At 39.0% G+C, this 26,004-nt stretch carries 25 protein-coding genes; 15 read left to right on the plus strand and 10 right to left on the minus strand.

The features are described from left to right. Positions 1–26: 26 nt before the first annotated feature. The 3 genes from POF52_RS16330 to POF52_RS16340 form a co-directional block, all read right to left on the minus strand. Positions 27–1,439 carry a sigma-54 interaction domain-containing protein gene (locus POF52_RS16330; RefSeq protein WP_271993462.1) on the minus strand — a complete coding sequence of 471 codons (1,413 nt, stop codon included), beginning with the start codon at positions 1,437–1,439 and terminating at the stop codon, positions 27–29. Between the two features lie 104 nt (positions 1,440–1,543). Beyond that, a complete protein-coding gene (locus POF52_RS16335; protein WP_016763019.1) occupies positions 1,544–2,407 on the minus strand; it encodes an SDR family oxidoreductase in 864 nt (287 codons plus the stop codon). Between the two features lie 139 nt (positions 2,408–2,546). Beyond that, positions 2,547–3,038 (minus strand): YajQ family cyclic di-GMP-binding protein, encoded by a 492-nt coding sequence (locus tag POF52_RS16340; protein ID WP_013055376.1) that lies wholly within the window; start codon positions 3,036–3,038, stop codon positions 2,547–2,549. Between the two features lie 255 nt (positions 3,039–3,293). Here POF52_RS16340 and POF52_RS16345 point away from each other — a divergent pair, with 255 nt between their 5' ends. Further along, positions 3,294–4,157: a CvfB family protein gene (locus POF52_RS16345; RefSeq protein WP_013055377.1), complete on the plus strand. Its 864-nt coding sequence runs from the start codon at positions 3,294–3,296 to the stop codon at positions 4,155–4,157. A 34-nt stretch (positions 4,158–4,191) separates the two neighbouring features. On the opposite strand, the gene POF52_RS16350 is transcribed toward POF52_RS16345, so the two are convergent. Further along, positions 4,192–4,323: a DUF3941 domain-containing protein gene (locus POF52_RS16350; protein WP_013055378.1), complete on the minus strand. Its 132-nt coding sequence runs from the start codon at positions 4,321–4,323 to the stop codon at positions 4,192–4,194. A gap of 52 nt (positions 4,324–4,375) precedes the next feature. Next, on the minus strand, positions 4,376–5,236 hold the full coding sequence (locus tag POF52_RS16355; protein ID WP_271993463.1) for a DegV family protein: 861 nt from the start codon (positions 5,234–5,236) through the stop codon (positions 4,376–4,378). Between the two features lie 256 nt (positions 5,237–5,492). Here POF52_RS16355 and POF52_RS16360 point away from each other — a divergent pair, with 256 nt between their 5' ends. Then, positions 5,493–6,332, plus strand: a complete 840-nt coding sequence (locus tag POF52_RS16360) for a YitT family protein (RefSeq protein WP_271993880.1) — start codon at positions 5,493–5,495, stop codon at positions 6,330–6,332. 36 nt (positions 6,333–6,368) lie between these two features. Here the strand turns inward: POF52_RS16360 and POF52_RS16365 are convergent, their stop codons facing one another. The 3 genes from POF52_RS16365 to POF52_RS16375 all read right to left on the minus strand — a co-directional run bounded on the left by POF52_RS16365 (position 6,369) and on the right by POF52_RS16375 (position 8,217). Continuing rightward, positions 6,369–7,130 carry a DUF3813 family protein gene (locus POF52_RS16365; RefSeq protein ID WP_271993464.1) on the minus strand — a complete coding sequence of 254 codons (762 nt, stop codon included), beginning with the start codon at positions 7,128–7,130 and terminating at the stop codon, positions 6,369–6,371. Between the two features lie 3 nt (positions 7,131–7,133). Next, positions 7,134–7,286, minus strand: a complete 153-nt coding sequence (locus tag POF52_RS16370) for a hypothetical protein (RefSeq protein WP_013055382.1) — start codon at positions 7,284–7,286, stop codon at positions 7,134–7,136. Positions 7,287–7,404: 118 nt separating this feature from the next. Continuing rightward, a complete protein-coding gene (locus tag POF52_RS16375) occupies positions 7,405–8,217 on the minus strand; it encodes a Cof-type HAD-IIB family hydrolase (protein WP_271993465.1) in 813 nt (270 codons plus the stop codon). 235 nt (positions 8,218–8,452) lie between these two features. On the opposite strand from POF52_RS16375, the gene POF52_RS16380 reads away from it, so the two are divergent. After that, on the plus strand, positions 8,453–8,761 hold the full coding sequence (locus POF52_RS16380; protein ID WP_013055384.1) for a metal-sulfur cluster assembly factor: 309 nt from the start codon (positions 8,453–8,455) through the stop codon (positions 8,759–8,761). A 29-nt stretch (positions 8,762–8,790) separates the two neighbouring features. Here the strand turns inward: POF52_RS16380 and POF52_RS16385 are convergent, their stop codons facing one another. Further along, a complete protein-coding gene (locus POF52_RS16385) occupies positions 8,791–9,489 on the minus strand; it encodes a Crp/Fnr family transcriptional regulator (protein WP_047931019.1) in 699 nt (232 codons plus the stop codon). 351 nt (positions 9,490–9,840) lie between these two features. On the opposite strand from POF52_RS16385, the gene argC reads away from it, so the two are divergent. The 11 genes from argC (at position 9,841) to POF52_RS16440 (ending at position 23,543) form a co-directional block, all read left to right on the plus strand. Beyond that, complete coding sequence (argC, locus tag POF52_RS16390) at positions 9,841–10,884, plus strand: N-acetyl-gamma-glutamyl-phosphate reductase (RefSeq protein ID WP_271993466.1); 1,044 nt, start codon at positions 9,841–9,843, stop codon at positions 10,882–10,884. Positions 10,885–10,933: 49 nt separating this feature from the next. Further along, positions 10,934–12,166 carry a bifunctional ornithine acetyltransferase/N-acetylglutamate synthase gene (argJ, locus tag POF52_RS16395; protein ID WP_373685875.1) on the plus strand — a complete coding sequence of 411 codons (1,233 nt, stop codon included), beginning with the start codon at positions 10,934–10,936 and terminating at the stop codon, positions 12,164–12,166. Between the two features lie 12 nt (positions 12,167–12,178). Further along, positions 12,179–13,003 carry an acetylglutamate kinase gene (argB, locus tag POF52_RS16400; RefSeq protein WP_271993467.1) on the plus strand — a complete coding sequence of 275 codons (825 nt, stop codon included), beginning with the start codon at positions 12,179–12,181 and terminating at the stop codon, positions 13,001–13,003. Next, positions 12,969–14,123, plus strand: coding sequence for an acetylornithine transaminase (locus POF52_RS16405; RefSeq protein WP_271993468.1), 1,155 nt, complete (start codon positions 12,969–12,971; stop codon positions 14,121–14,123). Before argB ends, POF52_RS16405 begins: the two co-directional genes overlap by 35 nt. Positions 14,124–14,193: 70 nt before the next feature. Then, on the plus strand, positions 14,194–15,267 hold the full coding sequence (locus POF52_RS16410) for a carbamoyl phosphate synthase small subunit (protein WP_013055390.1): 1,074 nt from the start codon (positions 14,194–14,196) through the stop codon (positions 15,265–15,267). Next, a complete protein-coding gene (locus POF52_RS16415; protein ID WP_271993469.1) occupies positions 15,260–18,370 on the plus strand; it encodes a carbamoyl phosphate synthase large subunit in 3,111 nt (1,036 codons plus the stop codon). The genes POF52_RS16410 and POF52_RS16415 overlap by 8 nt, the downstream gene beginning before the upstream one ends. Then, a complete protein-coding gene (gene argF, locus POF52_RS16420) occupies positions 18,367–19,317 on the plus strand; it encodes an ornithine carbamoyltransferase (RefSeq protein ID WP_271993470.1) in 951 nt (316 codons plus the stop codon). The genes POF52_RS16415 and argF overlap by 4 nt, the downstream gene beginning before the upstream one ends. A 103-nt stretch (positions 19,318–19,420) precedes the next feature. Beyond that, positions 19,421–20,065 carry an SDR family oxidoreductase gene (locus POF52_RS16425; RefSeq protein WP_271993471.1) on the plus strand — a complete coding sequence of 215 codons (645 nt, stop codon included), beginning with the start codon at positions 19,421–19,423 and terminating at the stop codon, positions 20,063–20,065. A gap of 129 nt (positions 20,066–20,194) precedes the next feature. Continuing rightward, complete coding sequence (locus POF52_RS16430) at positions 20,195–20,374, plus strand: YjzC family protein (protein ID WP_013055394.1); 180 nt, start codon at positions 20,195–20,197, stop codon at positions 20,372–20,374. A gap of 114 nt (positions 20,375–20,488) precedes the next feature. Further along, the gene (gene clpB, locus POF52_RS16435; protein ID WP_271993472.1) at positions 20,489–23,092 is read left to right on the plus strand and encodes an ATP-dependent chaperone ClpB; all 2,604 of its coding nucleotides are present in this window, start codon (positions 20,489–20,491) and stop codon (positions 23,090–23,092) included. A gap of 199 nt (positions 23,093–23,291) precedes the next feature. Then, a complete protein-coding gene (locus POF52_RS16440) occupies positions 23,292–23,543 on the plus strand; it encodes a hypothetical protein (RefSeq protein ID WP_014461601.1) in 252 nt (83 codons plus the stop codon). A 28-nt stretch (positions 23,544–23,571) separates the two neighbouring features. On the opposite strand, the gene POF52_RS16445 is transcribed toward POF52_RS16440, so the two are convergent. Further along, complete coding sequence (locus POF52_RS16445) at positions 23,572–24,465, minus strand: AraC family transcriptional regulator (RefSeq protein ID WP_271993473.1); 894 nt, start codon at positions 24,463–24,465, stop codon at positions 23,572–23,574. A 338-nt stretch (positions 24,466–24,803) separates the two neighbouring features. Here POF52_RS16445 and POF52_RS16450 point away from each other — a divergent pair, with 338 nt between their 5' ends. Then, positions 24,804–25,982 (plus strand): galactokinase, encoded by a 1,179-nt coding sequence (locus POF52_RS16450; RefSeq protein WP_271993474.1) that lies wholly within the window; start codon positions 24,804–24,806, stop codon positions 25,980–25,982. Positions 25,983–26,004 lie beyond the last annotated feature (22 nt).

Here is a 26,004-nt window from a genome sequence, read left to right on the forward strand (position 1 = left end):
AAAGAAGTGCACAGTGCACTTCTTTTTTATTTAGAGCGGATGTTTAATCGTTTCATACGATACTGCAAGCTTTGTCTGGTCAGCCCTAGTATCTTAGCACTTTTTGAGATGTTGTGGCTGTGTTGTTCAAGCGTTTGTTTAATACATTCTGCTTCGAACGCTAACAGCTGTTCCTTTAAAGGAAGAGAAGGGTGAAAAGCGCTTGTATAAGAAGGTGCGTCACTGCTTGCTTTATTTTCAAAATGTTCATGCTGCTTTAGCTGGAACTTCGTTCTGTATTGGAAAGGAAGGTGAGAATAGTGAATAACATCTTCGTCCATTACCAAGTTCATTGCACCTTCAATAATGTGTTCTAATTCCCGTACGTTCCCTGGCCAGTCATAAGAGAGAAAAGAAGACATGACTTGGTGATCTACGGTTTTTACATTCATCTGAAACAAATCATTGTATTTTTTGATGAAAAACTTTGTTAATTCAATAATATCTTCTTTTCGTTTGCGAAGAGGAGGAATAAAAAGCGTCACGACGCCAAGTCGATAATATAAGTCTTTGCGTAATCGGTTTTCTGCAATTGCATCGATTGGATCTTCATTCATGTTCGCGATCACTCGAACGTTAACCGGTTTGTCCACTGTATCCCCAATTCTTCGTACGGTTTTTTCCTGCAGCACTCGAAGAAGCTTAGCCTGAAGATTTGGGTTTAACGAGTTGATTTCATCTAGCAGTAATGTGCCTCCTTGCGCTTGTTCGAAAAGACCAGGATTATCCATTGCACCTGTAAAAGCTCCGCGTTTCGTACCGAACAAAAGGCTTTCAATTAAATTATCCGGTAGCGCAGCACAGTTTTGTGAAATAAAAGGCGCAGAAGAGCGGCTGCTGCCATTATGTATGCTTTGAGCAAACAGTTCTTTTCCCGTGCCTGTTTCTCCAATAATTAAGACATAAGAAGGAGTTCTAGTAGCGCGCTTGGCGTCTTCAATCACATCATGAACCGCTTGACTGTTTCCGATGATGCTATCAAACGTAAAGCGTGTGTTTCCTTTTTGCCTAATGTTTTGCCGGATTAGACGCTCTAGTTTCGTCACGTCCTGAGCAATTTCAACCGCTCCTTGAATGACCCCGTCTTTTAAAATAGGGAAGGTATTATTAATCGTCGTGATTTCTTGTCCTTGATTGTTGAAATACGTTTGCTTGACGTTAACCGTTTCTTTTCCTTTTTGCAGCGCCTGTACAAGCGTGCTTTGCTGATTTTCTTTGAACATAAACACATCTAACAAGTTTTTATGTAAAACGTCTTGTTCATCCATCAGCTCCATCTTTGTCATCTTTTCATTATAAATAATAGTTTTTCCTGTTTCATCGACCGCATGGATACCGGCATCGACTTTATTTAAAATGGTTTCGTATATATGTTTAAGAGTGCTTAATGTATCGGTCATTCAAATACTCTCCTTTAGCGGTGTTCATATCTCTATTTAAACAAAAATAGCTGAATTCTGATAGTGTTTCCACATAAAAATAAATGAATGACCGAAGAGAAATGTTATCCGTTTACAATGGATCCCCCATTAATGTGCAGAACTTGCCCGGACATATAAGAAGAATCAGAGCTTGCCAAGTATACATAGGCCGGTCCGAGCTCAGAAGGCTGTCCTGCCCGTTTCATAGGTGTATTAGACCCAAATGTCGCAACTTGCTGTTCGTCGAACGTAGACGGAATAAGAGGTGTCCAAATGGGTCCCGGAGCTACGCCGTTTACGCGAATGCCTTTTGTTGCGAGCGAAGCTGATAAAGAACGTGTAAAAGCAACGATAGCACCTTTGGTTGAAGAGTAATCAATCAGCTGATCATGTCCATGGTAAGCTGTCACAGACGTTGTATTAATAATAGCGCTTCCTTGTTTTAAATGAGGCAATGCAGCTTTGGTCAGATGAAAAATTGAAAAAATATTCGTTTGAAACGTACGAGTAAGCTGTTCAGTCGTAATATCCGTAATACTTTTTTGAGGATGCTGTTCAGCTGCATTATTGACTAAGATGTCTATTTTTCCGAAAGTCTGAATCGCCTTTGAGACGACTTCTTGACAAAAATGCTCATCTCCTATATCGCCAGCAAGCAATAAACAAGAAGCTTCCATTCGTTCAACTTGTTTTTTGGTTTCATTTGCATCATCGTGTTCATTAAGGTAGGTTATGACAACATTTGCGCCTTCTTTAGCGTAATGATAAGCGACAGAACGTCCGATACCGCTGTCTCCTCCGGTGATAACAGCTACTTTGTTCTGTAATTTTCCGCTTGCCTTATAATCTGGAGCGATAGAGGTAGGGATTGGATGCATATCTTTCTCAATACCTGGCTGAGTTTGCTGATGCTGAGGAGGGAAGTTTTGTTTTTGATTTTGATTCATTGGTATACACTCCTTAATTAATATGAGTATGTAAGCGTATACTAGTATTTGTTAAGAAAGTGTATCTATGCATAGGAATAAGCCTGAATGAATAAAAAAAGGCTTTAAAAGAAAAAATGAATGCCGGAGCATCCATTTTTTAGCGGTAATTAATAAATTGTACGTCAATAGGTAAATCAGCGCTGCGAATAGCTGAAATAATTTGCTGCAGGTCATCACGATTTTTACCGCTTACGCGAAGCTGATCATCTTGAATCTGGCTTTTTACTTTTAAACCGGTATTTTTAATAATTGTATTTAGCTTTTTAGCGTTGTCTTTGTCGATACCTTGAATTAGCTTGGCGCGTTGTCTAACCGTTCCTCCAGAGGCGTTCTCAATTTTTCCATATGAGATATTGCGTGTAGGTACGCCGCGTTTAATAAGCTTGGAGATCAGTACGTCTTTTAACTGTTCAAGCTTAAATTCATCATCAGAAATAAGAACAAGCTCTTCGTTTTCAAGCGAGATTTCGCTTTTACTGCCTTTAAAATCGTAGCGGGTTTTAATTTCTTTTGTTGCCATGGTAATGCCGTTTGTTACTTCTGATAAATCGACTTGTGACACAATGTCAAATGAACTATCTTTAGCCATAGTAACCTCCATATGTAAAGAGTTTGTTCTTTTATTATAAATAAAACACAAACTGTATACAACTGATATTGAATAGAGAGCCGGTAATTGATACAATACAAGTTATGCTTTTTGTTGTAAGCTATAGAAGCAGCTTTTTTAAACAATGCATGCATTTAAGTTGATTTGAAATTTAAAATGCTGTTCGATGCAAAGTGAGAAGGTATGTGGTGACGGAATAGTCACTACTAATTTATATAAAGGATGGATAGAACGATGAATGTAGAAGCTGGGATGAAAGCGTATTTAACAGTAAACCGGGAAACGCCGATTGGTTATATGTTAGCAGAGGGTGAAGAAGAAATTTTGCTACATAAAAATGAAACAACAAGAGAACTTGCTGAAGGAGAAGAAGTAGAAGTTTTTCTATACCTTGATCAGCATGACCGCTTAACGGCAACGATGCACTTACCTCTTGTTGAAGAAGGTGTTTATGAGTGGGTCGAGGTCGTAGATGTTAATCCAGGTTTGGGCGTGTTTGTAAATATCGGCATGAACAAAGATATGTTAATTGGTTCAACAGACTTACCTGCGCTAGAAGATCTGTGGCCAGAAGTCGGAAACAAGGTTTACTGTACAATGAAGATTTCAAAGCGCGGTAAGATGTACGGAAAAATTGCTACAGACGATGTGATGAAAGCAATGGCATTAGATGCTCCGCCCGAACTTTTTAATCGTGAAGTGAGCGGATACATCTATCGCGTACTGCGCGTAGGTTCATTTATTATGACAGATGAAGGATATGTTGGATTTATTCATGAAAGCGAGAGACGCAAAGAACCAAAGCTTGGTACGTATGTAACAGGCCGCGTAATTAATGTAAAAGAAGACGGAACGCTAAACGTATCGCTTCTTCCGCGCAAGCAAGAAAGCATGGATGAAGATGCACAAGTACTATACGATTACATGGAAAGCCGCGGTGGCGTTATGCCATTTTGGGATAAAAGCTATCCGGAAGATATTCGTGAGCGCTTTAATATGAGTAAAGCTGCGTTCAAACGTGCGCTTGGTAAACTGATGAAAGAAGGAAAAGTTTATCAAGAAGAAGGATGGACATATTTTAAAAAAGAAGAAAACTAAAAGGAGAAGCCGCTGAAAATTCAGCGGCTTCTTTTTATAAGTGATCAGTTTTTTTAGAAAATGAATGTTTTCCAAGCTCACGGTTATGCTTAGCTTGCAGATTCTTTTCGTGAAGCTTTGCGTTATTATCTTTTGCTTTTTTATCGTTATCGCTCGTTTTTGGCATTATGATACACCCCTTTTTGGTCGTACCTTTAGAATGCCCTGACCTCTTTAAATTATTCGATGGTTTCGTTCAAAAAGAAGACTGCAATCGTCCCTGGGCCAGAGTGAGAACCTATGGCTGCACCAATAATATTAATAATAAAATGTTTGGTTCCAAAACGTTCTTGAATCATCTCTTTCAGCTGAAGAGCTGTTTCTAAATCATCTCCATGGCTAATTCCAATGGTTTGAGAAGAGAGGTTTTTTCCTCGCTCTTCCATTACATCAAGCATGCGCTTAAATACTTTTTTACGGCCGCGGATTTTTTCGATTGGAATCAATTTTCCATCTTCCACATGAAGCAGCGGCTTAATATTAAGCAGACCTCCTACAAAAGCAGAAGCTTTGCTCACGCGTCCTCCTTGAGCAAGAAAATCTAAGTCATCGACCGTAAAAATATGTTCCATATGCAGGGCGTATTGCTTTATTTTTTCTGTCATCTCTACTAGTGAGAGGTTTTGTTGTAGTAATTGTGCTGCATAATAAGTAACTACTCCTTGGCCAAGAGATGCACATTTCGTATCGATTATCTCTAATTGAAAATCGGGATACTTTTCTAGGAGTTCTTCTCGAATCATCATTGCTGTTTGATATGTACCGGATAATGCTGAAGAAAAAGCTAAATAAACGCACGAATCACCTGATTTAGCTATGTCTTCAAAGACTTCATACATAGTAGTTGGAGCCGCTTGAGATGTTTTTGGCATCTTGCCTTTACGGATGGCTTCGTAGACAGAAGCTGGCTCAATTGTTTGTAGATCTAAAAATTCTTGATTATCCAGGCTTACGCGAAGTGGTAAAAAGCCAACGTTATTTTCTTGAAAAAAGGATAAAGGCAAATCGCTTGCACTATCGGTTAAAAGTTTAATTGACATAAATGTCACCTTCCTAATTGCATTTATAAAACATTAAATGAATTTGATGTATAAACATTGAGAAGCGTTATATACGACATAGTATTAGTGTATAAGCACTTTGAGAAAAATACAATTTTTGAATAAGTTTTTTTAATTCTGCCAAATCGTACATACTATATGTACTAACTATTTTAAAGATGCTGACTTTATTCATTTTATAAATGGGTATAGGAGAGTAAGAAGTTTTAAAAAAGCGGAGGTCGGTCATTTGAATATGTGGCTTGAAACAAAAAAAGCGATAGTCGTCTTGGTAGGAGCATTATTGAATGCGCTTACGCTCAACTTGTTTTTGATACCTGCTAATGTATATTCGAGCGGCTTTACAGGAGTAGCGCAGCTTGTTTCGAGTATCGTGACAGATTACACACCTTTTACTATTTCCACTGGAGTGCTGCTGTTGTTGTTAAATATTCCTGTAACTATTTTAGGGTGGAAAAAAGTTGGGAAGTCATTTACTGTTTACAGCTTTATCAGCGTTGCTGCAACAACTTTGTTTCTTGGAATTATTCCTATTCAAGCACTTTCTAAAGACATCATCCTTAACGCAGTTTTTGGAGGCGTTATTTTAGCGGTAGGGGTGGGAATTACATTAAAATTTGGAGCTTCAACTGGTGGGCTCGATATTATTGCCCTGATTTTGTCTCGAGTAAAAGACCGACCAATTGGCACTTATATGTTCGTATTAAACGCAATCATTATCGTGCTAGCAGGTCTTTTATATGGTGCTGAGAAGTCACTCTATACGCTTGTGACGCTTTATACAACTACTCGCGTCATTGATGTTATTCATACGCGTCATGTCAAACTCACAGCAATGATTGTAACGAAAAAAGGAGTGGAGCTAAGAAAGGCGATTCACGCCAAACTCGTGCGAGGGATTACGGCGGTACCGGCTAAAGGCGGCTTTACAAACGAAGATAAAGAAATGCTGATGATTGTTTTGACCAGATATGAATTATTTGACTTAGAACGCGTGATTAAAGAGGTAGATCCTAAAGCATTTACCAATATCGTTCAGACAACAGGAATCTTTGGTTTGTTTCGCAAGGATTAAAAAAGGTCCAGGTATTCATTACCTGGACCTTTTTTATTAATGTGTACCTTTTAAGTCATTAGAAAGTTCTTGAAGCTGAGCTTGTTCTTCAGGAGAAGCATTTTGCTGCGCATGAGACAGCATATCAGCTGCAATGTTTTCATCAGAAGCTGCAGACGTATGAGCCTGAGACGTTTGATGATTTTGACCAGCAGCTCCTAATGTATTCTGAAGCTGCTGAAGCTGAGCTTGTTCTTCAGGAGAAGCGCTTTGCTGTGCATGAGACAGCATATCAGCTGCTACGCTTTCACTAGACGTGTGAGCTTCACCGTGAGCATGAGACTGACCGCCTTCTAAAGTGCTTTGAAGCTGTTCAAGCTGGCTCTTTTCTTCAGGAGAAGCATTTTGCTGTGCATGAGATAATATGTCAGCTGCTACGCTTTCACTGGACGTGTGAGCTTTACCGTGAGCGTGAGACTGACCGCCTTCTAAAGTATTTTGAAGCTGTTCAAGCTGTGCCTTCTCTTCGGAAGAAGCATTCTGAACGATATGAGACAGCGTATCAGACGTAATGTCTGCGCTTTTCTCTTGTGAATGTGATTCTCGATCTGTATCGTACGCTTGATGCAATGAGTTTTGGAATTGCTTCAGCTGCTCTTGCTCCTCAGGAGAAGCGTTAGAAGCAATGCTATTTAATACACCTTCTGAAATATCAAGTTCACCGTTGCCGTGCTTTTGACGGTGAAGCTGATCTTCTGAATGGCCGGATACTGCATTTCGAATCGCATCTTTTACTTGACCAAAAAGTGAATTTTTCATAAGTTACTGTCCTCCATGAGGAGTTTGGCGCTGCTGAGCTTGAAATGCTTCTGCCTCTGCCATAGTCATATGATAAGGAATTCGTTCATCATGTTTTTGAACTGCGTCTGCACCTTGTTTCACAAAACGTTTTGATCGATTGCCTCTGCCCATCATAAATTCCTCCTCGTAATATAAATAAAACCGACACCTTAAGAAGTGTCGGTTATAGTGTGTGCTAAATAAAAAAAATGATAGCGATAAAAATTTACCTTGCTTTTCAAAAAAAGCTAAGTTATAAATTTAACGTTTTTTCCAAATAATAAGCAATACCATCATTTTCATTCGATTTTGTTACTTCACGCGCTAGCTGTTTTAATTCGCTAATACCATTTTCCATGGCGATACCGTGTCCTGCAAATTTAATCATTTCAAAATCATTGTCTTCATCTCCAAACGCAATAATTCGTTCGCGTGGAATTTGATAATGATTAGCTACGCGCTCAAGACCTACAGCTTTATTAAGTCCTTTTTTTACAATTTCAACGACATGCCAAGGTGCTCCCCAGCGTCTATGTTCTAGTACTTCTGCATGAACATCTGAAAGGTGAGAGCGTATATCTTGTACATGTTCTTCATCTGCGTGAATTAAAATAGACGTTGGATCGTGCTGCAGCGTATGACGCAAATCACCCGTTTGTAATTTAGGATCCCCTAGGCTAAGTACATCCATTAATTTTCGATCTTCAAAATGAAGATACACATCATCTTGTACTTCTGCCATGATATTGTTGATGCGATAGTCTTGCATAGCTGTCACAATGTCATGGACAGTGCGGCGGTTTAAAGGTTCGTGATGCGTGCCGAAATCAGGCTGAAGGGGGTGATGGACAAGCGCTCCGTTAAAGTTTACGATAGGCGTGGATAAATCTAATTGGCTGTAATACATAGCACTGGAACGATAAGGTCTTCCAGTTGCAATCATTACAATATGTCCTTCTTGTTTGGCTTTTTCTATTACCCGTTTCGTTGTAGGTGAAATGGTTTTTTCATTCGTTAACAATGTTCCATCCAGATCTAAGGCGATTAAGTGTTGATCGTTTCTCATATAGGGCTCCTTTTAAATTAAAGTAGTTATACGATTATATTGAATTCTACTAATATTCATGCTTGTATTCCCATATTTTACACAACTTTTCCTTAGGAGCAAAGCAGAACGATTGACATGCAAAAGCTGTCTTGTTACGGTGTAAGACATAGTTATTGATTGCTTACGATAAATTGTTTAAGGGTATATTTAATACGTGAAGATAATTACGGAAGTAAAAGAAAGGAGAATGAATATGGATAAACAGTTAGAAGATAAAATCATGGAATCACTAGAAGAAGTAATTGATCCAGAGCTTGGCGTTGATATCGTAAATTTAGGCTTAGTGTACGGTGTAGAAATGGAAGAAAACAACACGGTTATTGTGACGATGACGTTAACTTCTATCGGCTGCCCGCTGGCTGGTGTGATTGGCGAACAAGTGAAAAAACAATTAATTTCGCTTGAGGAAGTAGAAAATGTAGAAGTGAATATCACATTTAATCCGCCATGGGATAAAGATCGCATGACGCGCTACGCTAAAATTGCATTAGGTGTTCAATAAGAAAAAAGCCATCAACGATGGCTTTTTTCTTATTCAATTCTGCACAATTCCACAGGGCAGTCCTCACAGTCTATTTCTTTCTTTAAAAAAGAAAGCTTATGAATGATGATTTTTCCATCTGCCATTGAAATCACTTCGTTTTTTCGCAACTCAGCGAGCATGCGATTGACCACTTCTCGAGATGTCCCGCATAGATTGGCGATTTCTTGATTGGTCAACGTTACGTTTAATAAAATACCATCTGGCTTCATTACTCCAAAGCTATTAGACATGCGGATCAGAGTAGAATAGAGAGCACCTTTTTTTCCATTTAGAATTAAGTCTCTAAATTTTGTCTGCATTCGTTTAATTTGTAGTCCCATCCACTTCATGTACTCCATAGAAAGAGCAGGGTATTGTGCTAGTTCGTTTTCTAACACCCGTTTTTGAATACTGATTGCCGTACAAGGTTCAATAGCTTTTGCTTGAAGCATATGGGGAGTAGATCCGCAAAACAGCATGACTTCCCCGACTAAGTCTCCTGAACTCGCGAGCTGAAGCGTCAGCTCGCGTCCTTCCGGTGTCACTTTACCTACTTGCACGGCCCCTGATGTAATAAAAAATAAATGAGTTGAAGTCGAACCTTCTTGAAAGAGAAAGTCACCTTTTTTAAACGAAATTTTATGATCAAAGCTCATAAAAAATTGCTGCAGCTCATTCGAAAAAGAATCCGTTGTGATGTTCATCATGTTATCACCTTTTAATTAAAATTTTTGCGACTGCTACTTATTAATCTATTAAGTTAGAACAGTCTGTATATGCTGTACGTCCACTAGCCGTATAAAAAAATGTCATACGGATGATTTTATCGATATTCTTATTATACACAAAAACAACCAGTGTTTTCCAAAACTATCTGTGAACAATTTCTAAACAAAAATAGAAAGATAGTTATAAAAATAAAAACTTATGAATAAATAAAAATGTTTAAAAATATAGAATAAAGTATTGGATTTTTTAAATATTCATTTGATTTTATTTTTATACGGTATTATAATGATAAATAATTCAAATAGATACGTGGAAAAAGGAGTTTTAAAATGAAAGAATACAAGGTAGGAATTGTTGGAGCAACAGGGTATGGAGGAGTAGAACTGATTCGTTTGTTAGCGAATCACCCACATTTTCATGTTTATGCAGTTTATTCATCCTCTCAGGATGGGATGGAACTAGCAGAAGTTTATCCTCACCTTTCTAATACTGTATATACACTGCAAGATATAAACCCTAAGAAGATGGCTGAAGAATTAGATTTAGTGTTTACAGCAACTCCATCCGGTGTTTCTAGCAAACTTGTACCTCAATTAATAGAAGAAGGAATAAAAGTGGTAGATCTATCTGGAGATTTTAGATTAAAAACAGAAGCGCTTTATGAAAAATGGTACAAAAAGCCCGCCGCAGATGGAGCATTTTTACAGCAGTCTGTGTATGGATTATCAGAATGGTTTGCAGATGAAGTTGAAAGCAGTACGTTCGTTGCGAATCCGGGTTGTTATCCAACAGCTACACTGCTTGGGCTAGCTCCCCTCGTTAGTAAACAAATGGTGAAATCAAACTCTATTATCATTGATGCAAAGTCCGGGATCTCAGGAGCAGGACGCGGTCTTTCGCAAATGGCTCATTATGCTGAAATCAATGAAAATATGAAAATATACAAAGTTAATCAACATCAGCATATCCCAGAAATCGAATCTATTTTAGAAAAGTGGGATGAAGAAATTGGCCATGTTACGTTCAGTACGCACTTAGTTCCAATGACGCGAGGGATTATGAGTACAATATACGCTGAACTTTCTGAAGAAAGCTCAGTACAAGAGCTTCATCAGCTATATGTAGATACATATCAAAACACCCCGTTCGTTCGCGTTCGAAAAGCTGGTGAATTTCCGTCTACTAAAGAAGTAAGTGCATCAAATTATTGCGATATCGGTGTTGCATTTGACGAACGAACAAAGCGTGTCACGATTGTTTCTGTCATTGATAACTTAGTTAAAGGGGCAGCCGGTCAGGCCATTCAAAATGCCAATATCATGATGGGATTTGAACAGCAAGCGGGTATCGGGCTACTGCCTGTCTTCCCATAAAGTCAACAGCATCACTAATCACGATAAAAGCAGGAGGGAACGTATAGTGATTACGGTTAAACAAACGAAAGAAAAGATAAAGAAAATAGAGAACGGTACAATTGTAACGCCGCTAGGTTTTTCAGCAGACGGCGTTCACGCTGGTTTACGTTATGCTAAAAAAGATTTAGGAGTTATTGTAAGCGATGTGCCAGCTAATTGCGCAGCTGTTTACACGCTTAACGCCTTTCAAGCGGCGCCTTTAGCTGTTACAAAAGAAAGTGTAGCAGTGGAGCAGAAGCTGCAAGCGATCGTTGTGAACAGCGCATGTGCAAATGCATGTACTGGAGAACAAGGATTAAAAGATGCATACCAAATGCGAAATACATGTGCAGAAAAGCTTAATATCCTACCTCATCATGTAGCGGTAGCTTCTACAGGGGTAATTGGAGAGCTTCTAGATATGGAAAAAATCGTGAAAGGCATTGGGTTGTTAAGTCCTTCGTCGAACAAAGAAAAAGCAGAAGAATTTCAAACGGCTATTTTAACAACAGATACAGTGATGAAATCAGCTTGCTATGAAACAAAAATTGACGGCAAAGTAGTCACCATTGGCGGTACAGCGAAAGGATCAGGCATGATTCACCCAAATATGGCTACGATGCTTAGCTTTATCACAACGGATGCTAAGGTTGAAGCTTCAGTGCTACAAGATGCGCTAGGTTCTATTACAAATAAAAGCTTTAATCAAATTACAGTGGATGGTGATACGTCCACCAACGATATGGTTGTTGTTTTAGCAAATGGAAAAGCTGATCACCAGTCGCTTACACCAGATCATCCTGAATGGAATTCGTTTTATGAAGCACTGCGCTTGACGTGTGAAGATTTAGCCAAACAAATTGCACGCGACGGTGAAGGAGCAACAAAACTAATTGAAGTAAACGTATCTGGTGCCCATACAAACGAAGAAGCAAATGTGATTGCTAAACAAATTGTGGGCTCGAACCTAGTGAAAACGGCCATGTATGGAGCCGATGCTAATTGGGGACGAATTATTTGTTCAGTTGGATACAGCGGAGTAGCGCTTAATCCAGAAACAGTGAATGTTTCGTTAGGTGATATCCAGATGTTAAAAAACAGTCAGCCTGTTTCATTTAGTGAAGAAGAAGCAAAGGCTTATTTAGAAAATGATACGGTCGAAGTCTATGTGGACTTACAGCAGGGAAGTGGGATCGGCAAAGCGTGGGGCTGCGATTTGACTTACGATTATGTCAAAATCAATGCCAGTTATCGAACGTAAGGAGAGAGTGAAATGAGCAATGAAAAAATCGTCGTTGTAAAATGCGGAGGCAGCATTGTCAATCAGTTAACAAGCGCTTTTTTTGAAAGCATTCAGCAGTTAAAAGCAAATGGATATCAGATCATTGTTGTGCACGGAGGCGGACCTGATATTCAAGATACGCTTACCAAACTTCACATTGAAACGGAATTTGTAGATGGGCTTCGAAAAACGTCCAAAGAAGCATTAGAAGTTGTGACGATGGTATTAGCAGGCAAGGTTAATAAGCAGCTTGTAAAAGATCTACAAAAATCGAACTTAAAAGCGGTAGGACTATCAGGAATTGATGGATTATTGCTTAAAGCAGAGGCAATTGATGTGGAACGTCTAGGCTATGTTGGAGAAGTAAAAGGCGTAAACGATACATTATTAAAACAACTAACCGACAGTCAGTATATTCCAGTTGTTTCTTCCATTGGAGCAGATGAAGAAGGTAATAGCTATAATATTAATGCTGACGTGGCAGCCGGAGCCGTTGCACAAGCAGTAAATGCCGAAAAGCTGATGTTTGTAACGGATGTAAAAGGTGTGTTAAAGGATGGAGCATTGCTTTCTGAGCTTACAAAGTCAGAGATTGATGCACTTATTGAAGAAAAAGTAATTTACGGCGGAATGATTCCGAAAGTAACATCAGCGGTAAATGCGTTATCTCCTTTGCTTGAAGAAGTTCATATTATTAGCGGAACTGATGGATTTTTAGATAAGGAAGGGAAGCTTATTGGTACAGCAATTAAATATAGTGGAAAAGGTGGAGAAGATAGCGATGAGTTCATTGTTTCCAACATATCAACGGTTTGATATCCATGTGGAAGAGGCGCAAGGAACAAAATTAATAGATAACAAAGGAAATGAGTATTTAGATTTTATTTCAGGTATCGCTGTTTGTAACGTAGGTCATCGTCATCCTGATGTTCAAAAAGCGGTCGAAGAGCAGTTAAATAAAGTGTGGCACGTGTCAAATTTATTTCATCAATCGATTCAAGAAGACGTAGCAGGTAAGCTTGTGGAACACTCAAACGGTGATGCAGTATTTTTCTGTAACAGCGGTGCAGAAGCCAACGAAGCGGCGATTAAATTAGCGCGCAAGTACACACAAAAACACAAAATTATTACGTTTACAAAATCATTTCATGGACGTACATTTGCTACAATGACAGCTACAGGGCAGGCGAAAATTCATGATGGCTTCGGTCCTCTTGTTAATGAGTTTGTTTACGTGCCATACAATGATGAAGAAGCATTAAAACAAGAAATGGACGACAGCGTAGCAGCAATTATGGTTGAAGTCATTCAAGGAGAAGGCGGAGTGGTTCCAGGAACCGAAGCATTTTTATTAACCATTCAAGAGCTGTGTAAAAAGAACGAAGCACTCTTTATAGTCGATGAAGTGCAAACTGGAATCGGCAGAACAGGAAACCCATTTGCTTATCAGCATTTTAACGTTTCACCAGATATTATTACAGCAGCTAAAGGATTAGGAAGCGGAATGCCGGTTGGTGCAATGATTGGAAAAGGCTACCTCAAAGAAGCGTTTGGACCCGGTACCCACGGAACAACCTTTGGAGGAAACCCAATTGCATTAGCTTCAGCCAAAGCAACCTTAAACATTATTTTTAATGAAGCATTTTTGGCAGAGGTTACAGAAAAAAGCCTTTATTTTACCAATGCTTTGAAAAATAGCATAGCAGATTATTCATTTGTAACGGATGTTCGCGGAAAAGGTTTTATGATTGGAATTGAATGCGGGGAACATCAGTCGGCATTGCTTGCAGCTATGCGTGAAAAAGGATTGCTAGCACTGGGAGCAGGACCGCACGTAGTACGATTGCTGCCGCCTTTAACTGTAACAAAAAAAGAGTTGGACCAAGCGGTTCATATCATTGAAGAAGCGTTTAGCCAAACAAAAATTACTTCATAATACAAATTTTTTTGAATATGTTTGTATAAAAATTCTGTTTTATAAATAATTATTCGAAGAGGGATGCACAATGAACGGATATTTACACTTAGCAAACGGCGATTCGTTCGCCGGACACATTGAACATACAGCAACGCACCAGGCAGAAGGAGAAATTGTTTTCTTTACTGGAATGACTGGTTATCAAGAAGTTGTGACTGATCCATCTTACAAAGATCAAATTATCGTCTTTACGTACCCTTTGATTGGGAACTATGGTATCAATGAAAAAGATTATGAAAGCAAAAAGCCTCACGTAGCAGGCGTTGTCGTATACGAATGTTCAGATGAAGGGTTCCATTACGAAGCGATGTACAGCTTTAAACAATATTTAAAGAAATGGAACATTCCGCTTATTACACATGTGGATACGAGAGCGGTCGTAAAACGAATTCGAAAAGAAGGTACGATGCAATCTGCCTTTTCGACATCTGCTGAGCCGCCAGCATTTACTGCTGAATGCGATGGGTATGTAGTAAAAGAAGTATCAACAAAAGAGCCTGTTACTTACGGAAACGGTGAAAAACACGTTGTATTAATGGACTTTGGCTATAAAAAATCAATTTTACAAGAGCTGTTAAATCGAGAGTGCAAAGTAACAGTTGTTCCTTATTCTACAAGCTCTTCAAAAGTAAAAGAGCTGCAGCCGGATGGCATTGTCTTATCAAACGGACCTGGAGATCCAACTCAAGTGAGCAGTCAGCTGGATGAATTAAAAGAAATTATTTCATCGTATCCAACTTTGGGAATTTGCTTTGGACATCAGTTAATTGGGCTTGCTTTTGGGGCACAAACCAAAAAGCTGGCGTTCGGTCACCGAGGAGCTAATCAGCCTGTAATTGATTTAACGAATAACAAAGTATGTATGACGTCTCAAAACCATAGCTATGTCGTAGATGAACAGACGATTACGTCTACGCCATTAAACGTTCGATTTAAAAATGTGAATGACGGATCGGTTGAAGGTTTAATGCATAAAGACCTTCCTGTTATGTCCGTTCAATATCATCCAGAAGCACATCCTGGACCAAGTGACAGCACGTATATCTTTGATGAATTTATGACGAAAGTACAGCAAGTAGGGAGCGGAAAAGTATATGCCTAAAGACCAAACGTTAAAAAAGATTTTAGTAATCGGATCAGGACCAATTGTAATCGGGCAAGCAGCAGAATTTGATTATTCAGGAACTCAGGCATGCTTGTCATTAAAAGAAGAAGGTTATGAAGTTATCTTAATCAATAATAATCCAGCTACAATTATGACGGATACTCACGTAGCAGATCGAATCTATTTTGAACCATTAACAGTAGACTGCGTGGAGAAAATTATTGCAAAAGAAAAGCCGGACGGTTTGTTAGCAACATTAGGTGGACAGACGGGTTTAAACTTAGCCCTTGAGCTTCATGAACAAAACATTTTGCCGAAATACGATGTGAAGCTTTTAGGAACGCCGATTGAATCAATCAAAAAAGGTGAAAGCCGTGAAGAGTTCCGTGCATTGATGAATGAACTGAATGAACCGGTGCCGGAAAGTGAAGTTGTTACAAAAGTAGAAGAAGCGCTAGCTTTTGCCGAGAAAATTGGTTTTCCTGTTATTGTACGTCCTGCTTATACGTTAGGCGGAACAGGCGGAGGAATTGCTCATTCTATGGAAGAGCTTGAAAAACTTTCAGCGTCAGGTTTACGTGAAAGTGCTATTACTCAGTGCTTAATTGAAAAAAGCATCGCCGGATTTAAAGAGGTTGAGTACGAGGTTATGCGCGACGTAAACAATACGTGCATTACCATTTGTAATATGGAAAATATTGATCCCGTAGGTGTTCATACTGGAGATTCGGTAGTCGTTGCTCCTTCTCAAACGTTAACAGACGTGGAATATCAAATGCTTCGCTCTGCTTCAGTTAAAATTATTTCATCGCTCGGCATTATTGGGGGGTGCAACATCCAGTTTGCGCTTGATCCAAAAAGCAAGCAGTATTATCTAATTGAAGTAAATCCGCGTGTGAGCCGTTCGTCTGCTCTTGCATCAAAAGCAACTGGCTATCCGATTGCTAAAATTGCTGCAAAGCTATCGGTAGGCTACACGCTTCATGAGTTATTAAATCCTGTGACGGGAGACACGTATGCAAGCTTTGAACCTGCTCTTGACTATGTAGTAGTGAAATTTCCAAGATGGCCGTTTGACAAGTTTTTCTACGCTGAAAGAACGCTTGGTACGCAAATGAAAGCAACTGGAGAAGTAATGGCTATTGACCGTAACTTTACACGTAGCTTCCAAAAAGCATTATCTTCTTTAGAAATTGACTTACAAGGATTAGAAGTAGAAGAACTGCAAGAACTTTCAACGGATGAATTAAAAAGCAAGCTTAGCGAACAAAGCGATGAGCGTATTTTTGTTATCCTTGAGCTTTTACGCCGCGGCACAACGCCTGAGTATATCCATGAAGTAACACAAATTGATTATTTCTATTTAACACACTTTGCACAGCTGATTAAAATGGAAGCATCTTTAAAAGAAGTGCGTTTTGATTCGATTACAGCTGAACACTTCAAGCAAGTGAAAGAGCATGGTTTTACAGATGCGTATCTAGCAAACGTATGGAATGTGCCGGAGCTTGACGTAAGAGCGAAACGTAAAGCACTACATATTACGCCAAGCTATAAAATGGTGGATACATGTGCAGCCGAGTTTGAATCTTCAACGGCTTATTTCTACTCTAGTTACTACGGCGAAAGTGAGATTGAACCATCAACCAATAAAAAAGTTGCGATTATCGGTTCTGGACCAATTCGTATCGGGCAAGGAGTAGAGTTCGACTACAGTTCTGTACACGGTGTGCTAGCTCTTGAAAAAGAAGGATACGAAACGATTTTAATTAACAATAATCCAGAAACGGTAAGTACGGATTTTGAAGTAGCAGATCGCTTATATTTTGAACCTGTAACAGTAGAAGACGTATTAAATGTTCTTGATGCTGAAAATGTAACGGATGTAATTGTTCAATACGGAGGTCAAACGGCTATTTCGCTTGTTAAAGGGCTAGAAGAAGCTGGCGTCAATTTACTAGGGATTACAAATGATGTCATTGATGCACTTGAAGATCGTGACCTGTTTTATAAGCTCTTAGATGACTGTGATATTCCGCATATCCCAGGTGAAATGGCGAAAGACGCTAAAGAACTTGTACAAAAAGCAAAAGCTATGGGCTTCCCATTACTTATTCGTCCTTCTTACGTGATTGGCGGAAAAGGAATGCTGACAATTCAAAACGAAACGGAGCTTCAGTCTTGTTTACCGGCTATTAAAGCGTCTCATTTCCCAATGCTTATTGATGCTTACTTCCCTGGAAAAGAAGCAGAAGTTGACGTGGTAGCAGACGGAAAAGATGTGTTGATTCCGACAATCGTTGAACATATTGAAAAAGCCGGCGTTCATTCAGGAGACAGCTATGCGCTTTTACCAGCAAAAACAGTAGAAGCAGCACATAAAGAGAAAATGGTGAGCTACGCTCAAAAAATTGTAAACAAACTTCAATATAAAGGGATTATGAATATCCAATATGTTATTTACAACGATGAAGTCTACATGCTGGAAGTTAATCCGCGTGCCAGCCGTACAGTGCCTGTAGTAAGCAAAGTGTGCAACACGCCGCTTATTTCGCTATCAACTCAAATATTGCTTGGAAAATCATTGTCGGAAATTAGTGAAAAGCTAGGTTTATTGCCGGATCCAGCTTACACAACTATCAAGTTTCCAGTATTTTCGACAAGTAAATTATCAGGAGTTGATCCACTTGTTGGACCGGAAATGAAGTCTACTGGTGAAGGAATTGCGATTTCTTCAACGATTGAAGAAGCAGCAAAAAAAGTATTCCATCAGTATGTGTTAAGTAAAAAAGGTGCTGCAGAAGTGTATATCAACGGAGAAGCGCAGGGCCTTGAAGAACTTGTGCAAAGCGCCGGCTTAACTCTTGTTAAAGATAAAGAAGTTAGTGAATGGGTAAAAACGAAAGAAGCTTTATTATATGTAAGCTTGCAGCCTGAAGATAAAGAAAGCCGTATGTCAGCATTAAAACACGGTTTAATGGTTATGACGGAGGCAGAAACGGCTTCGCTATTTTTTCAATCGTTCCAAGTCGATGAATATCACGTTTCATCACTGCAAGAATGGTTTCAAAAAACTAAAAAGGAAGTGACAGTATCATGAGTACAGTCTCGGTAAATACGAATTTAAAAGGAAAAGATTTGCTTACACTTAAAGATTTATCATCAGACGATATTATGTCACTTTTGGAAAGCGCCATTGAGCTGAAAGAAAAGCATAAAAATGGTGAAATCGTAACATCGTTAAAAGGAAAAACGCTGGGGCTCATTTTTGAAAAATCTTCAACAAGAACAAGAGTCTCATTTGAAGCGGGAATGATGCAGCTTGGAGGAAACGCCCTCTTTTTAAGCAGCCAAGATTTACAGATCGGACGCGGAGAAACGATTGCTGATACAGCACGCGTACTATCTGAATTCATCGATGCTATAATGATTCGTACGTTTGAACACAGCAAGATCGAAGAGCTTGCAGATTACGCATCCATTCCCGTTATTAATGGTTTGACAGATGATTATCATCCTTGCCAGGCTCTAGCTGATTTATTAACGATTTACGAGCACAAGAAATCATTTGAAGGGCTAAAAGTAGCTTATGTTGGAGACGGAAATAATGTAGCGCATTCGTTGATGATTGCCTGTGCAAAAATGGGAATAGATATTTCAATTGGATGCCCTGATGGATATGAGCCAAAAGACTTTGTAACAGCTTATGTTCATGAAATAGCTGCTACAACAGGTGCGAAGGTTACGATTACAAAAGATCCTGTAGAGGCTGTGAAAAATGCCGATGCTATTTATGCAGACGTATGGACAAGTATGGGACAGGAAGAAGAAGCACAGCAGCGCTTGAAAATATTTGCTCCTTATCAAGTAAATGGAGAACTAGCTGCCTATGCTAAGTCAGACTATTTATTTCTGCACTGTTTGCCTGCGCATCGTGAAGAAGAAGTAACAGCAAGCATTATTGACGGACCAAATTCTGTTGTTTTTCAGCAGGCTGGAAATCGTATGCATGTACAAAAAGCTTTGCTGCAAGCCATTTTAGCTTAAGAGAAAAACCCTTTCTGAGAATATCAGAAGGGTTTTTTTGTTTAAAGGGAATTAATTGAGGGAACACCAACTGTATACTAAACAGAACGAAAGGTGATTTATGATGAAAGTATTAGTTGTTGGAGCAAACGGAACAACGGGAAAACAAGTGGTAGAAAAAGTTGCAAACAGCAAGCACCACGAAGCTTATGCGATGATTCGCGACGAAAAGCAAGCAGACGCGTTAAAGAAGCTGGGTGCCAACGTTGTGCTTGGTGACTTGGAGCAAGATGTTTCAGATGCTTTAAGAGGTATGGACGCTGTCATATTTGCAGCAGGTTCTGGAGGACATACGGGAGACGAAAAAACAATCGCTGTGGATCAAAACGGCGCTAAAAATATCATTGATGAAGCAAAAAATCAAGGTGCAAAGCGCTTTGTTATGTTAAGTTCAATGGGAACAGACGCACCTGAACAAGGACCAGAAGGCTTACAGCTTTACCTGCGTGCGAAAGCGATAGCGGATGAATACTTAAAGCAGTCTAATCTACAGTATACAATTGTACGACCAGGAACTTTATCGAATGATCAAGCTACTGGGAAAATTGATATCAATAATGATATTGAAGATAAATCTCAGACGATTCCCCGAGCAGATGTAGCAGCCGTGCTTGTAGAATGTCTAAACGAAGAAGCTACGATAGGAAAAACGTTTGAAATGCTAGCTGGAGAAACTGAAATCGAACAAGCTATCAAATTTACTCATTAATATAAAAGGGCGGATCTAAAGGTCTGCTCTTTTTCTCTGCCTAATATGAAAACATCTCCATTATGAAACAGAAATCTTAAGGGAATAGTATAGGAGAACATTTCATTTCAGGAATGAGGAGGCAGGACAATGGGACAAAATCGTCATTTCACACCGGGTCAAAAAGCTCCTAATAACGGAGTGTATATTGAAATTGGTGAAACAGGAAGTAACGTAAATAATCCTCAAAAGGTTAAATTAAAAGCAGGAGAGCGTTTTCCAGAGACGGCCAACGATGATCGCCACTGGACGTACATGCGTAAGCCTTAAATAGTAAAAAATAAAGAAGCCATTCTAAATTGAATGGCTTTACTTGTTTTCCTATTGCTGGGTATAATGAAGTAAAGGTCAATAAAGGTCAAATGTATCGAAGGAGGATGTTCAATGGATATAAATAAAATGACCCAAAAATTGCAAGAAGGCGTGATGGAAGCGCAGTCCGAAGCTATTAAACGAAATCAGCAGGAAGTGGATATTGCTCATTTGCTTTATACGCTCATTCATCAGCAAGATGGTATTGCTCCTCGCATATTAGATCATTTACATATAGATCATCAATCTTTTCAGCAGCAGGTAAATCAATTGCTTGCGAAAAAACCAGCCGTTACAGGAAGTGGTGCTGAAGCAGGGAAGGTTTATATTACGAATAAACTTCAGCAGCTGTTTGTTAAAGCTCAAGAAGAAGCATCTCGTTTGCAAGATGATTACGTTTCAGTTGAGCACATCTTTTTAGCATTAGCACAGGAACCGTCTTCTAGTGAATATGGCAAGTTATTTTCAAGTCACGGTATAACAAAAAAAGCTCTGCAAGATGTGCTTACCAGCCTTCGAGGAAATCAGCGAATTACAAGTCAAAATCCCGAAGTCACATATGAAGCGTTAGCTAAATATGGAAGAGACTTAGTAGCAGAAGTACGAGCAGGCAACATTGATCCAGTCATTGGACGAGACGGAGAAATTCGCCGCGTTATCCGCATTTTATCGCGAAAAACAAAAAACAATCCAGTTTTGATAGGAGAACCTGGCGTGGGTAAAACAGCGATTGTTGAAGGTCTAGCACAGCGTATTGTTCGCCGAGATGTGCCTGAAGGATTAAAAGATAAAACCATCTTTTCATTAGATATGGGAGCTTTAGTAGCAGGAGCGAAATTCAGGGGAGAATTTGAAGAGCGTTTAAAAGCTGTTCTTCAAGAAGTTAAGAAAAGCAACGGTCAAATTCTTTTATTCATTGACGAGCTTCATACAATCGTTGGAGCAGGCCGTACGGATGGAGCGATGGATGCAGGGAATATTTTAAAACCAATGCTTGCTAGAGGAGAACTTCACTGTATAGGAGCTACAACTCTTGATGAGTATCGTCAGTATATTGAAAAAGATCCAGCGCTTGAAAGACGCTTTCAACAGGTACTGGTTGAAGAACCTTCAGTAGAAGATACAATCTCTATTTTACGTGGTTTAAAAGAACGATTTGAAATTCATCACGGCGTGAATATTCACGACCGAGCGATTGTTTCAGCAGCGGTTATGTCTGATCGTTATATCTCAGACCGCTTTTTACCTGATAAAGCAATTGATTTAATTGATGAAGCATGCGCAACTATTCGAACAGAAATTGATTCGATGCCATCAGAATTAGATGAAGTTACACGACGTGTCATGCAGCTTGAAATTGAAGAAGCGGCATTAAGTAAAGAAACAGATCAAGCAAGCATCACAAGGTTAGAGGCAATTCGAAAAGAAGTCTCTGATTTAAGAGAACGTGCAGATACAATGAAGCTGCAGTGGGAAAAAGAAAAGCAGTCGATTCAAACGGTGCAAGATGTCCGGGAGCAGCTTGAAAAAGCGAAGCGAGACCTAGAAGAAGCTGAAGGGAAATATGATTTAAATAAAGCAGCTGAACTTCGCCACGGACGCATTCCAGCTCTTGAAAAAGAACTAAAACAGCTGGAAGAAACAGCTGCTGAAAAAGCACAAGAAAACCGTTTGCTAAGAGAAGAAGTAACAGAAGAAGAAATTGCTGAAATTGTAGGAAGATGGACGGGAATTCCGGTATCAAAACTAGTTGAAGGGGAAAGAGAAAAGCTGTTGAAGCTTGAGTCAATTTTACAGCAGCGTGTGATTGGACAAGATGCAGCTGTATCCTTAGTGACGGATGCTGTGATTCGCGCACGGGCAGGCATTAAAGACCCGAACCGTCCGATTGGGTCATTTATTTTCCTAGGACCTACCGGAGTAGGAAAAACGGAGCTAGCCAAAACGCTGGCACATTCTTTATTTGACAGTGAAGAACAAATGGTTCGTATTGATATGTCTGAGTACATGGAAAAGCATGCGGTCTCTAGGCTTATAGGAGCGCCTCCTGGCTATGTAGGATACGAAGAAGGCGGCCAGCTAACGGAAGCGGTGAGACGCAAGCCTTATTCAGTCGTTTTGTTAGATGAAATTGAAAAAGCCCATCCCGAAGTATTTAATGTTCTCCTTCAAATACTAGATGATGGAAGAGCAACAGATTCAAAAGGAAAAGTCATTGATTTTAAAAATACAGTTATTATTATGACGTCGAATATCGGTTCTCAATTTTTATTAGACGGTTTAACAAGTGAAGGCGAGATTACTGAAAAAGCCAGAGAGCAAGTGATGGCTCAATTAAGACAGCATTTTCGTCCAGAATTCTTAAATCGAGTAGACGACACGATTTTATTCAAACCGCTAACTGTTCATGAAGTAAAAGGGATTATTGATAAGCTATTGGTTCAGCTTGAAAAGCGTTTATCCGATCGTCATATTTCGTTAACGTTAACAGAAGAAGCAAAAAATTATATTGCAGCCTCCGGATTTGATCCGGTATACGGAGCTCGCCCTTTAAAAAGGTTTATTCAAAAATATATTGAAACAAAAATTGCCAGAGAATTAATTGCAGGACAAATTGAAGATTATAGTCAAGTGACAGTTGATGTAAAAGATGATGAGTTTGTTGTCAGCGTATAAGTTTCCTAAAAAGATCATTCATGATAAATTGAATGGTCTTTTTTTGCTATTAAAAGCAGCTCTTCTTTTAAAAAAAATGAAAAGAAATGAAAGAAAATACGTGAGAGCTAAGCGTAAAAACTTATTCAGTTTTAGGTTGTAGAATATATCTAATTCATTTATGATAATACAAAATGGGCAAAGGAGCATGAATGAGCACATGAAGGACCGTATAGAGCTTATATATGACGAAGCATACGATTTTATAGATCAGGCATTAACTAAAATAAGAGCGCTGGATAAAAATGATCTTCAAGCTGAAAATGAAGAAGTGCAGGAAAAGGCAGAACGGACAGAGTTTGCACTTCAAGCTGCACGAGATATTTTAGAAAATATGATTATCCCGGGTAAAAAATTGACTTTTATTTACGAAAAAGGTTCTGTGGTAGTAGAAATTCCCGATAAAAAATAAAAACGACTTCCTTTTATGGAAGTCGTTTTTATTTTGGCAATGCAAAGTGCTCATCAATGGATGCATCACTTTTTCGATACTGCCCGGGTGTCATATTGGTCGTTTTACGAAATACTTTTGTTAAATAATTGGCATTTGCATAGCCGACGTTTTCAGCAATTTCTTCGATTGAGTACTTGGTTTGATGCAATAGCTCGGCCGCTTTTTGAATGCGAAGCTTCGTTAAGTATTGAATCGGCGTAATCCCAGTCGTTTGTTTGAATAACCGGCTAAAATGATAGCGAGATAAATGAGCTGCATCTGCCATTTCATCCGGACCGATTTCTTCATGATAATGATTACGGGCAAATAAAATAGAGCTAATAATACTTTCAGGCCAATCTTCTGTAAAACTGTCCATGCTTTTAATATATTGGTACAGCTCCATTACAAAGCGGTAAGATAAGCTTGAGGCATGAAATGGATCTGCTATATGTTTTTCACTTGCCCGCTTATATATTTGAGCAAGCAGCTGAACAGGTGCTGATTCAGGATGAAACCGTATTACAGGGGAGTGGGTTGACTGAATATAATCCCAGCATTTTTGTACTTCATCTCCGTATAATGTAAGAAAAATAAACTCCCAGTTTTCACTTTCCTTTGGTAAGTAATAGCGATAATTTCCAGGTATATTGACGATGAATGCTTTCCCAGCATCCACTTTATATTCTTGTCCATCTATTTCAATCATTCCGTACCCAGAAACCGTGTATTGAAAAATATATTTCCCTACGTCTTTTCGCTGATTTCCGCTCCAGTTATAAAGGGGAGAGAAAACTTCATCCCACCCAACAGACCATAGCTGCGCAACTACATTTGTGCGGGATTCTAAAAACCTGTATGCGTACGTTGAATATTCTTGAGCTTGGAAATGTGAGAGCAAATTTTCACCTTCTTTTTGAAATAAAGTAGTACTTAATTCTTACTTTAACGTAATCGCTTTCATTTTTCTATAATTTTTTGAAAATATCGTGATTATTTTTAGGGGATGTCTCTAAATCTATTATTTTCATATCATTTGCAAGTCAAGGCTTACATAAAGATAACACCTTTTTGGCGTAAGAGTAGTTCATCGTCAATTCAAAAGAATCATTTTTAAAGTGATAAGCAAAAAAGTACCGATTATCAATAGTAATTTTACCATTGAGGCAAAGAAAAATGGACTTTACAATGTACATATGAATCCGTTTCCAAAAAACTACTTAAAATAGGTGATAATAAATGCTGGGAAAATTAATCGAAGAGTTCAAACAAATATTTCATTCGTCAGAAGCTATTCGCTGCTTTTTTGCGCCAGGGCGTGTCAATTTAATTGGAGAACATACTGATTATAATGGAGGGCATGTTTTTCCTTGTTCATTGAGTATAGGAACGTATGCGGTAGTACAAAAACGTCATGATCGAAAAATACGTATGTACTCTAAAAACTTCTCTGAAGCAGGAGTTATTGAATCCTCTTTAGAGCAATTAACGTACAAAACCGAAGATGATTGGGCTAATTATCCAAAAGGAGTAATGGACACCTTTAAAAAGTACGGATATGATCTTCCTTTTGGTTTTGATATCTTGTTTTTTGGCAATATTCCTAACGGAGCAGGGCTTTCATCATCAGCATCAATTGAGTTAGTCACATGCGTACTTTTAAATAAAATTCTTGAATTGAATATTGATATGATGGACCTTGTAAAAATGGCGCAGCAAGCTGAAAATGAATTTATCGGCGTAAGCTGCGGGATTATGGATCAGTTTGCAATTGGAATGGGAAAGGAAAATCAAGCCGTATTGTTAAACTGTCAAACTCTTGAATACCAGTATAGCCCGCTGCAATTAACAGATGCTGTGCTCGTTATTTCTAATACAAATAAGCGAAGAGGACTGGCAGACTCAAAATATAATGAACGCCGCATGGAGTGTGAAAGAGCGCTGTCAGATTTGCAAACGTCACTTTCTATTAATTCGCTTGGTGATTTAACCAAAGAGCAATTTGAAAAGTACAAGTTTTTGATACAAAATGAAGTAGATTGTAAGCGCGCTAAACATGCGGTATATGAAAATGAACGGACAAAAGAAGCGGTTGCTAAATTGCAAAACGGTGATTTAAAAGGGTTTGGTCAATTGATGAATGAATCGCACTGCTCACTGCGAGATGACTATGAAGTAAGCGGGAAAGAACTAGATGCTCTTGTAGAAGCAGCTTGGTTGCAAGAAGGTGTGATTGGATCACGCATGACGGGTGCAGGCTTTGGCGGCTGTACAATTAGCATCGTACAAAAAGCACAGGTTGATAGGTTTATTGAACAAGTAAGGGATACCTATTATGAGAAAACGAGTTTAGAAGCTGAATTTTATGTGGTTACCGTTGGAGAAGGAGCGCGTGAACTCACATTAGAAGCAGTATAAGAGAAAACACAGATAGAGAAAG

The organism is Priestia sp. AB (assembly GCF_028369225.1).
Classification (GTDB): domain Bacteria; phylum Bacillota; class Bacilli; order Bacillales; family Bacillaceae_H; genus Priestia; species Priestia megaterium.

What these genes read in the sequence shown, in the direction of transcription:
- POF52_RS16385 (WP_047931019.1), bottom strand. Translation starts at nt 9,489, where the DNA reads ATGATGAACATCACAACGGATTCTTTTTCGAATGAGCTGCAGCAATTT.
- POF52_RS16360 (WP_271993880.1), top strand. Translation starts at nt 5,493, where the DNA reads ATGTGGCTTGAAACAAAAAAAGCGATAGTCGTCTTGGTAGGAGCATTA.
- argF (WP_271993470.1), top strand. Translation starts at nt 18,367, where the DNA reads ATGAGTACAGTCTCGGTAAATACGAATTTAAAAGGAAAAGATTTGCTT.
- POF52_RS16405 (WP_271993468.1), top strand. Translation starts at nt 12,969, where the DNA reads ATGAGTTCATTGTTTCCAACATATCAACGGTTTGATATCCATGTGGAA.
- POF52_RS16345 (WP_013055377.1), top strand. Translation starts at nt 3,294, where the DNA reads ATGAATGTAGAAGCTGGGATGAAAGCGTATTTAACAGTAAACCGGGAA.
- POF52_RS16430 (WP_013055394.1), top strand. Translation starts at nt 20,195, where the DNA reads ATGGGACAAAATCGTCATTTCACACCGGGTCAAAAAGCTCCTAATAAC.
- POF52_RS16340 (WP_013055376.1), bottom strand. Translation starts at nt 3,038, where the DNA reads ATGGCTAAAGATAGTTCATTTGACATTGTGTCACAAGTCGATTTATCA.
- POF52_RS16350 (WP_013055378.1), bottom strand. Translation starts at nt 4,323, where the DNA reads ATGCCAAAAACGAGCGATAACGATAAAAAAGCAAAAGATAATAACGCA.
- POF52_RS16375 (WP_271993465.1), bottom strand. Translation starts at nt 8,217, where the DNA reads ATGAGAAACGATCAACACTTAATCGCCTTAGATCTGGATGGAACATTG.
- POF52_RS16330 (WP_271993462.1), bottom strand. Translation starts at nt 1,439, where the DNA reads ATGACCGATACATTAAGCACTCTTAAACATATATACGAAACCATTTTA.
- POF52_RS16450 (WP_271993474.1), top strand. Translation starts at nt 24,804, where the DNA reads ATGCTGGGAAAATTAATCGAAGAGTTCAAACAAATATTTCATTCGTCA.
- POF52_RS16440 (WP_014461601.1), top strand. Translation starts at nt 23,292, where the DNA reads ATGAAGGACCGTATAGAGCTTATATATGACGAAGCATACGATTTTATA.
- clpB (WP_271993472.1), top strand. Translation starts at nt 20,489, where the DNA reads ATGGATATAAATAAAATGACCCAAAAATTGCAAGAAGGCGTGATGGAA.
- POF52_RS16370 (WP_013055382.1), bottom strand. Translation starts at nt 7,286, where the DNA reads ATGATGGGCAGAGGCAATCGATCAAAACGTTTTGTGAAACAAGGTGCA.
- POF52_RS16380 (WP_013055384.1), top strand. Translation starts at nt 8,453, where the DNA reads ATGGATAAACAGTTAGAAGATAAAATCATGGAATCACTAGAAGAAGTA.
- POF52_RS16355 (WP_271993463.1), bottom strand. Translation starts at nt 5,236, where the DNA reads ATGTCAATTAAACTTTTAACCGATAGTGCAAGCGATTTGCCTTTATCC.
- argC (WP_271993466.1), top strand. Translation starts at nt 9,841, where the DNA reads ATGAAAGAATACAAGGTAGGAATTGTTGGAGCAACAGGGTATGGAGGA.
- POF52_RS16410 (WP_013055390.1), top strand. Translation starts at nt 14,194, where the DNA reads ATGAACGGATATTTACACTTAGCAAACGGCGATTCGTTCGCCGGACAC.
- POF52_RS16415 (WP_271993469.1), top strand. Translation starts at nt 15,260, where the DNA reads ATGCCTAAAGACCAAACGTTAAAAAAGATTTTAGTAATCGGATCAGGA.
- POF52_RS16365 (WP_271993464.1), bottom strand. Translation starts at nt 7,130, where the DNA reads ATGAAAAATTCACTTTTTGGTCAAGTAAAAGATGCGATTCGAAATGCA.
- POF52_RS16425 (WP_271993471.1), top strand. Translation starts at nt 19,421, where the DNA reads ATGAAAGTATTAGTTGTTGGAGCAAACGGAACAACGGGAAAACAAGTG.
- argB (WP_271993467.1), top strand. Translation starts at nt 12,179, where the DNA reads ATGAGCAATGAAAAAATCGTCGTTGTAAAATGCGGAGGCAGCATTGTC.
- POF52_RS16335 (WP_016763019.1), bottom strand. Translation starts at nt 2,407, where the DNA reads ATGAATCAAAATCAAAAACAAAACTTCCCTCCTCAGCATCAGCAAACT.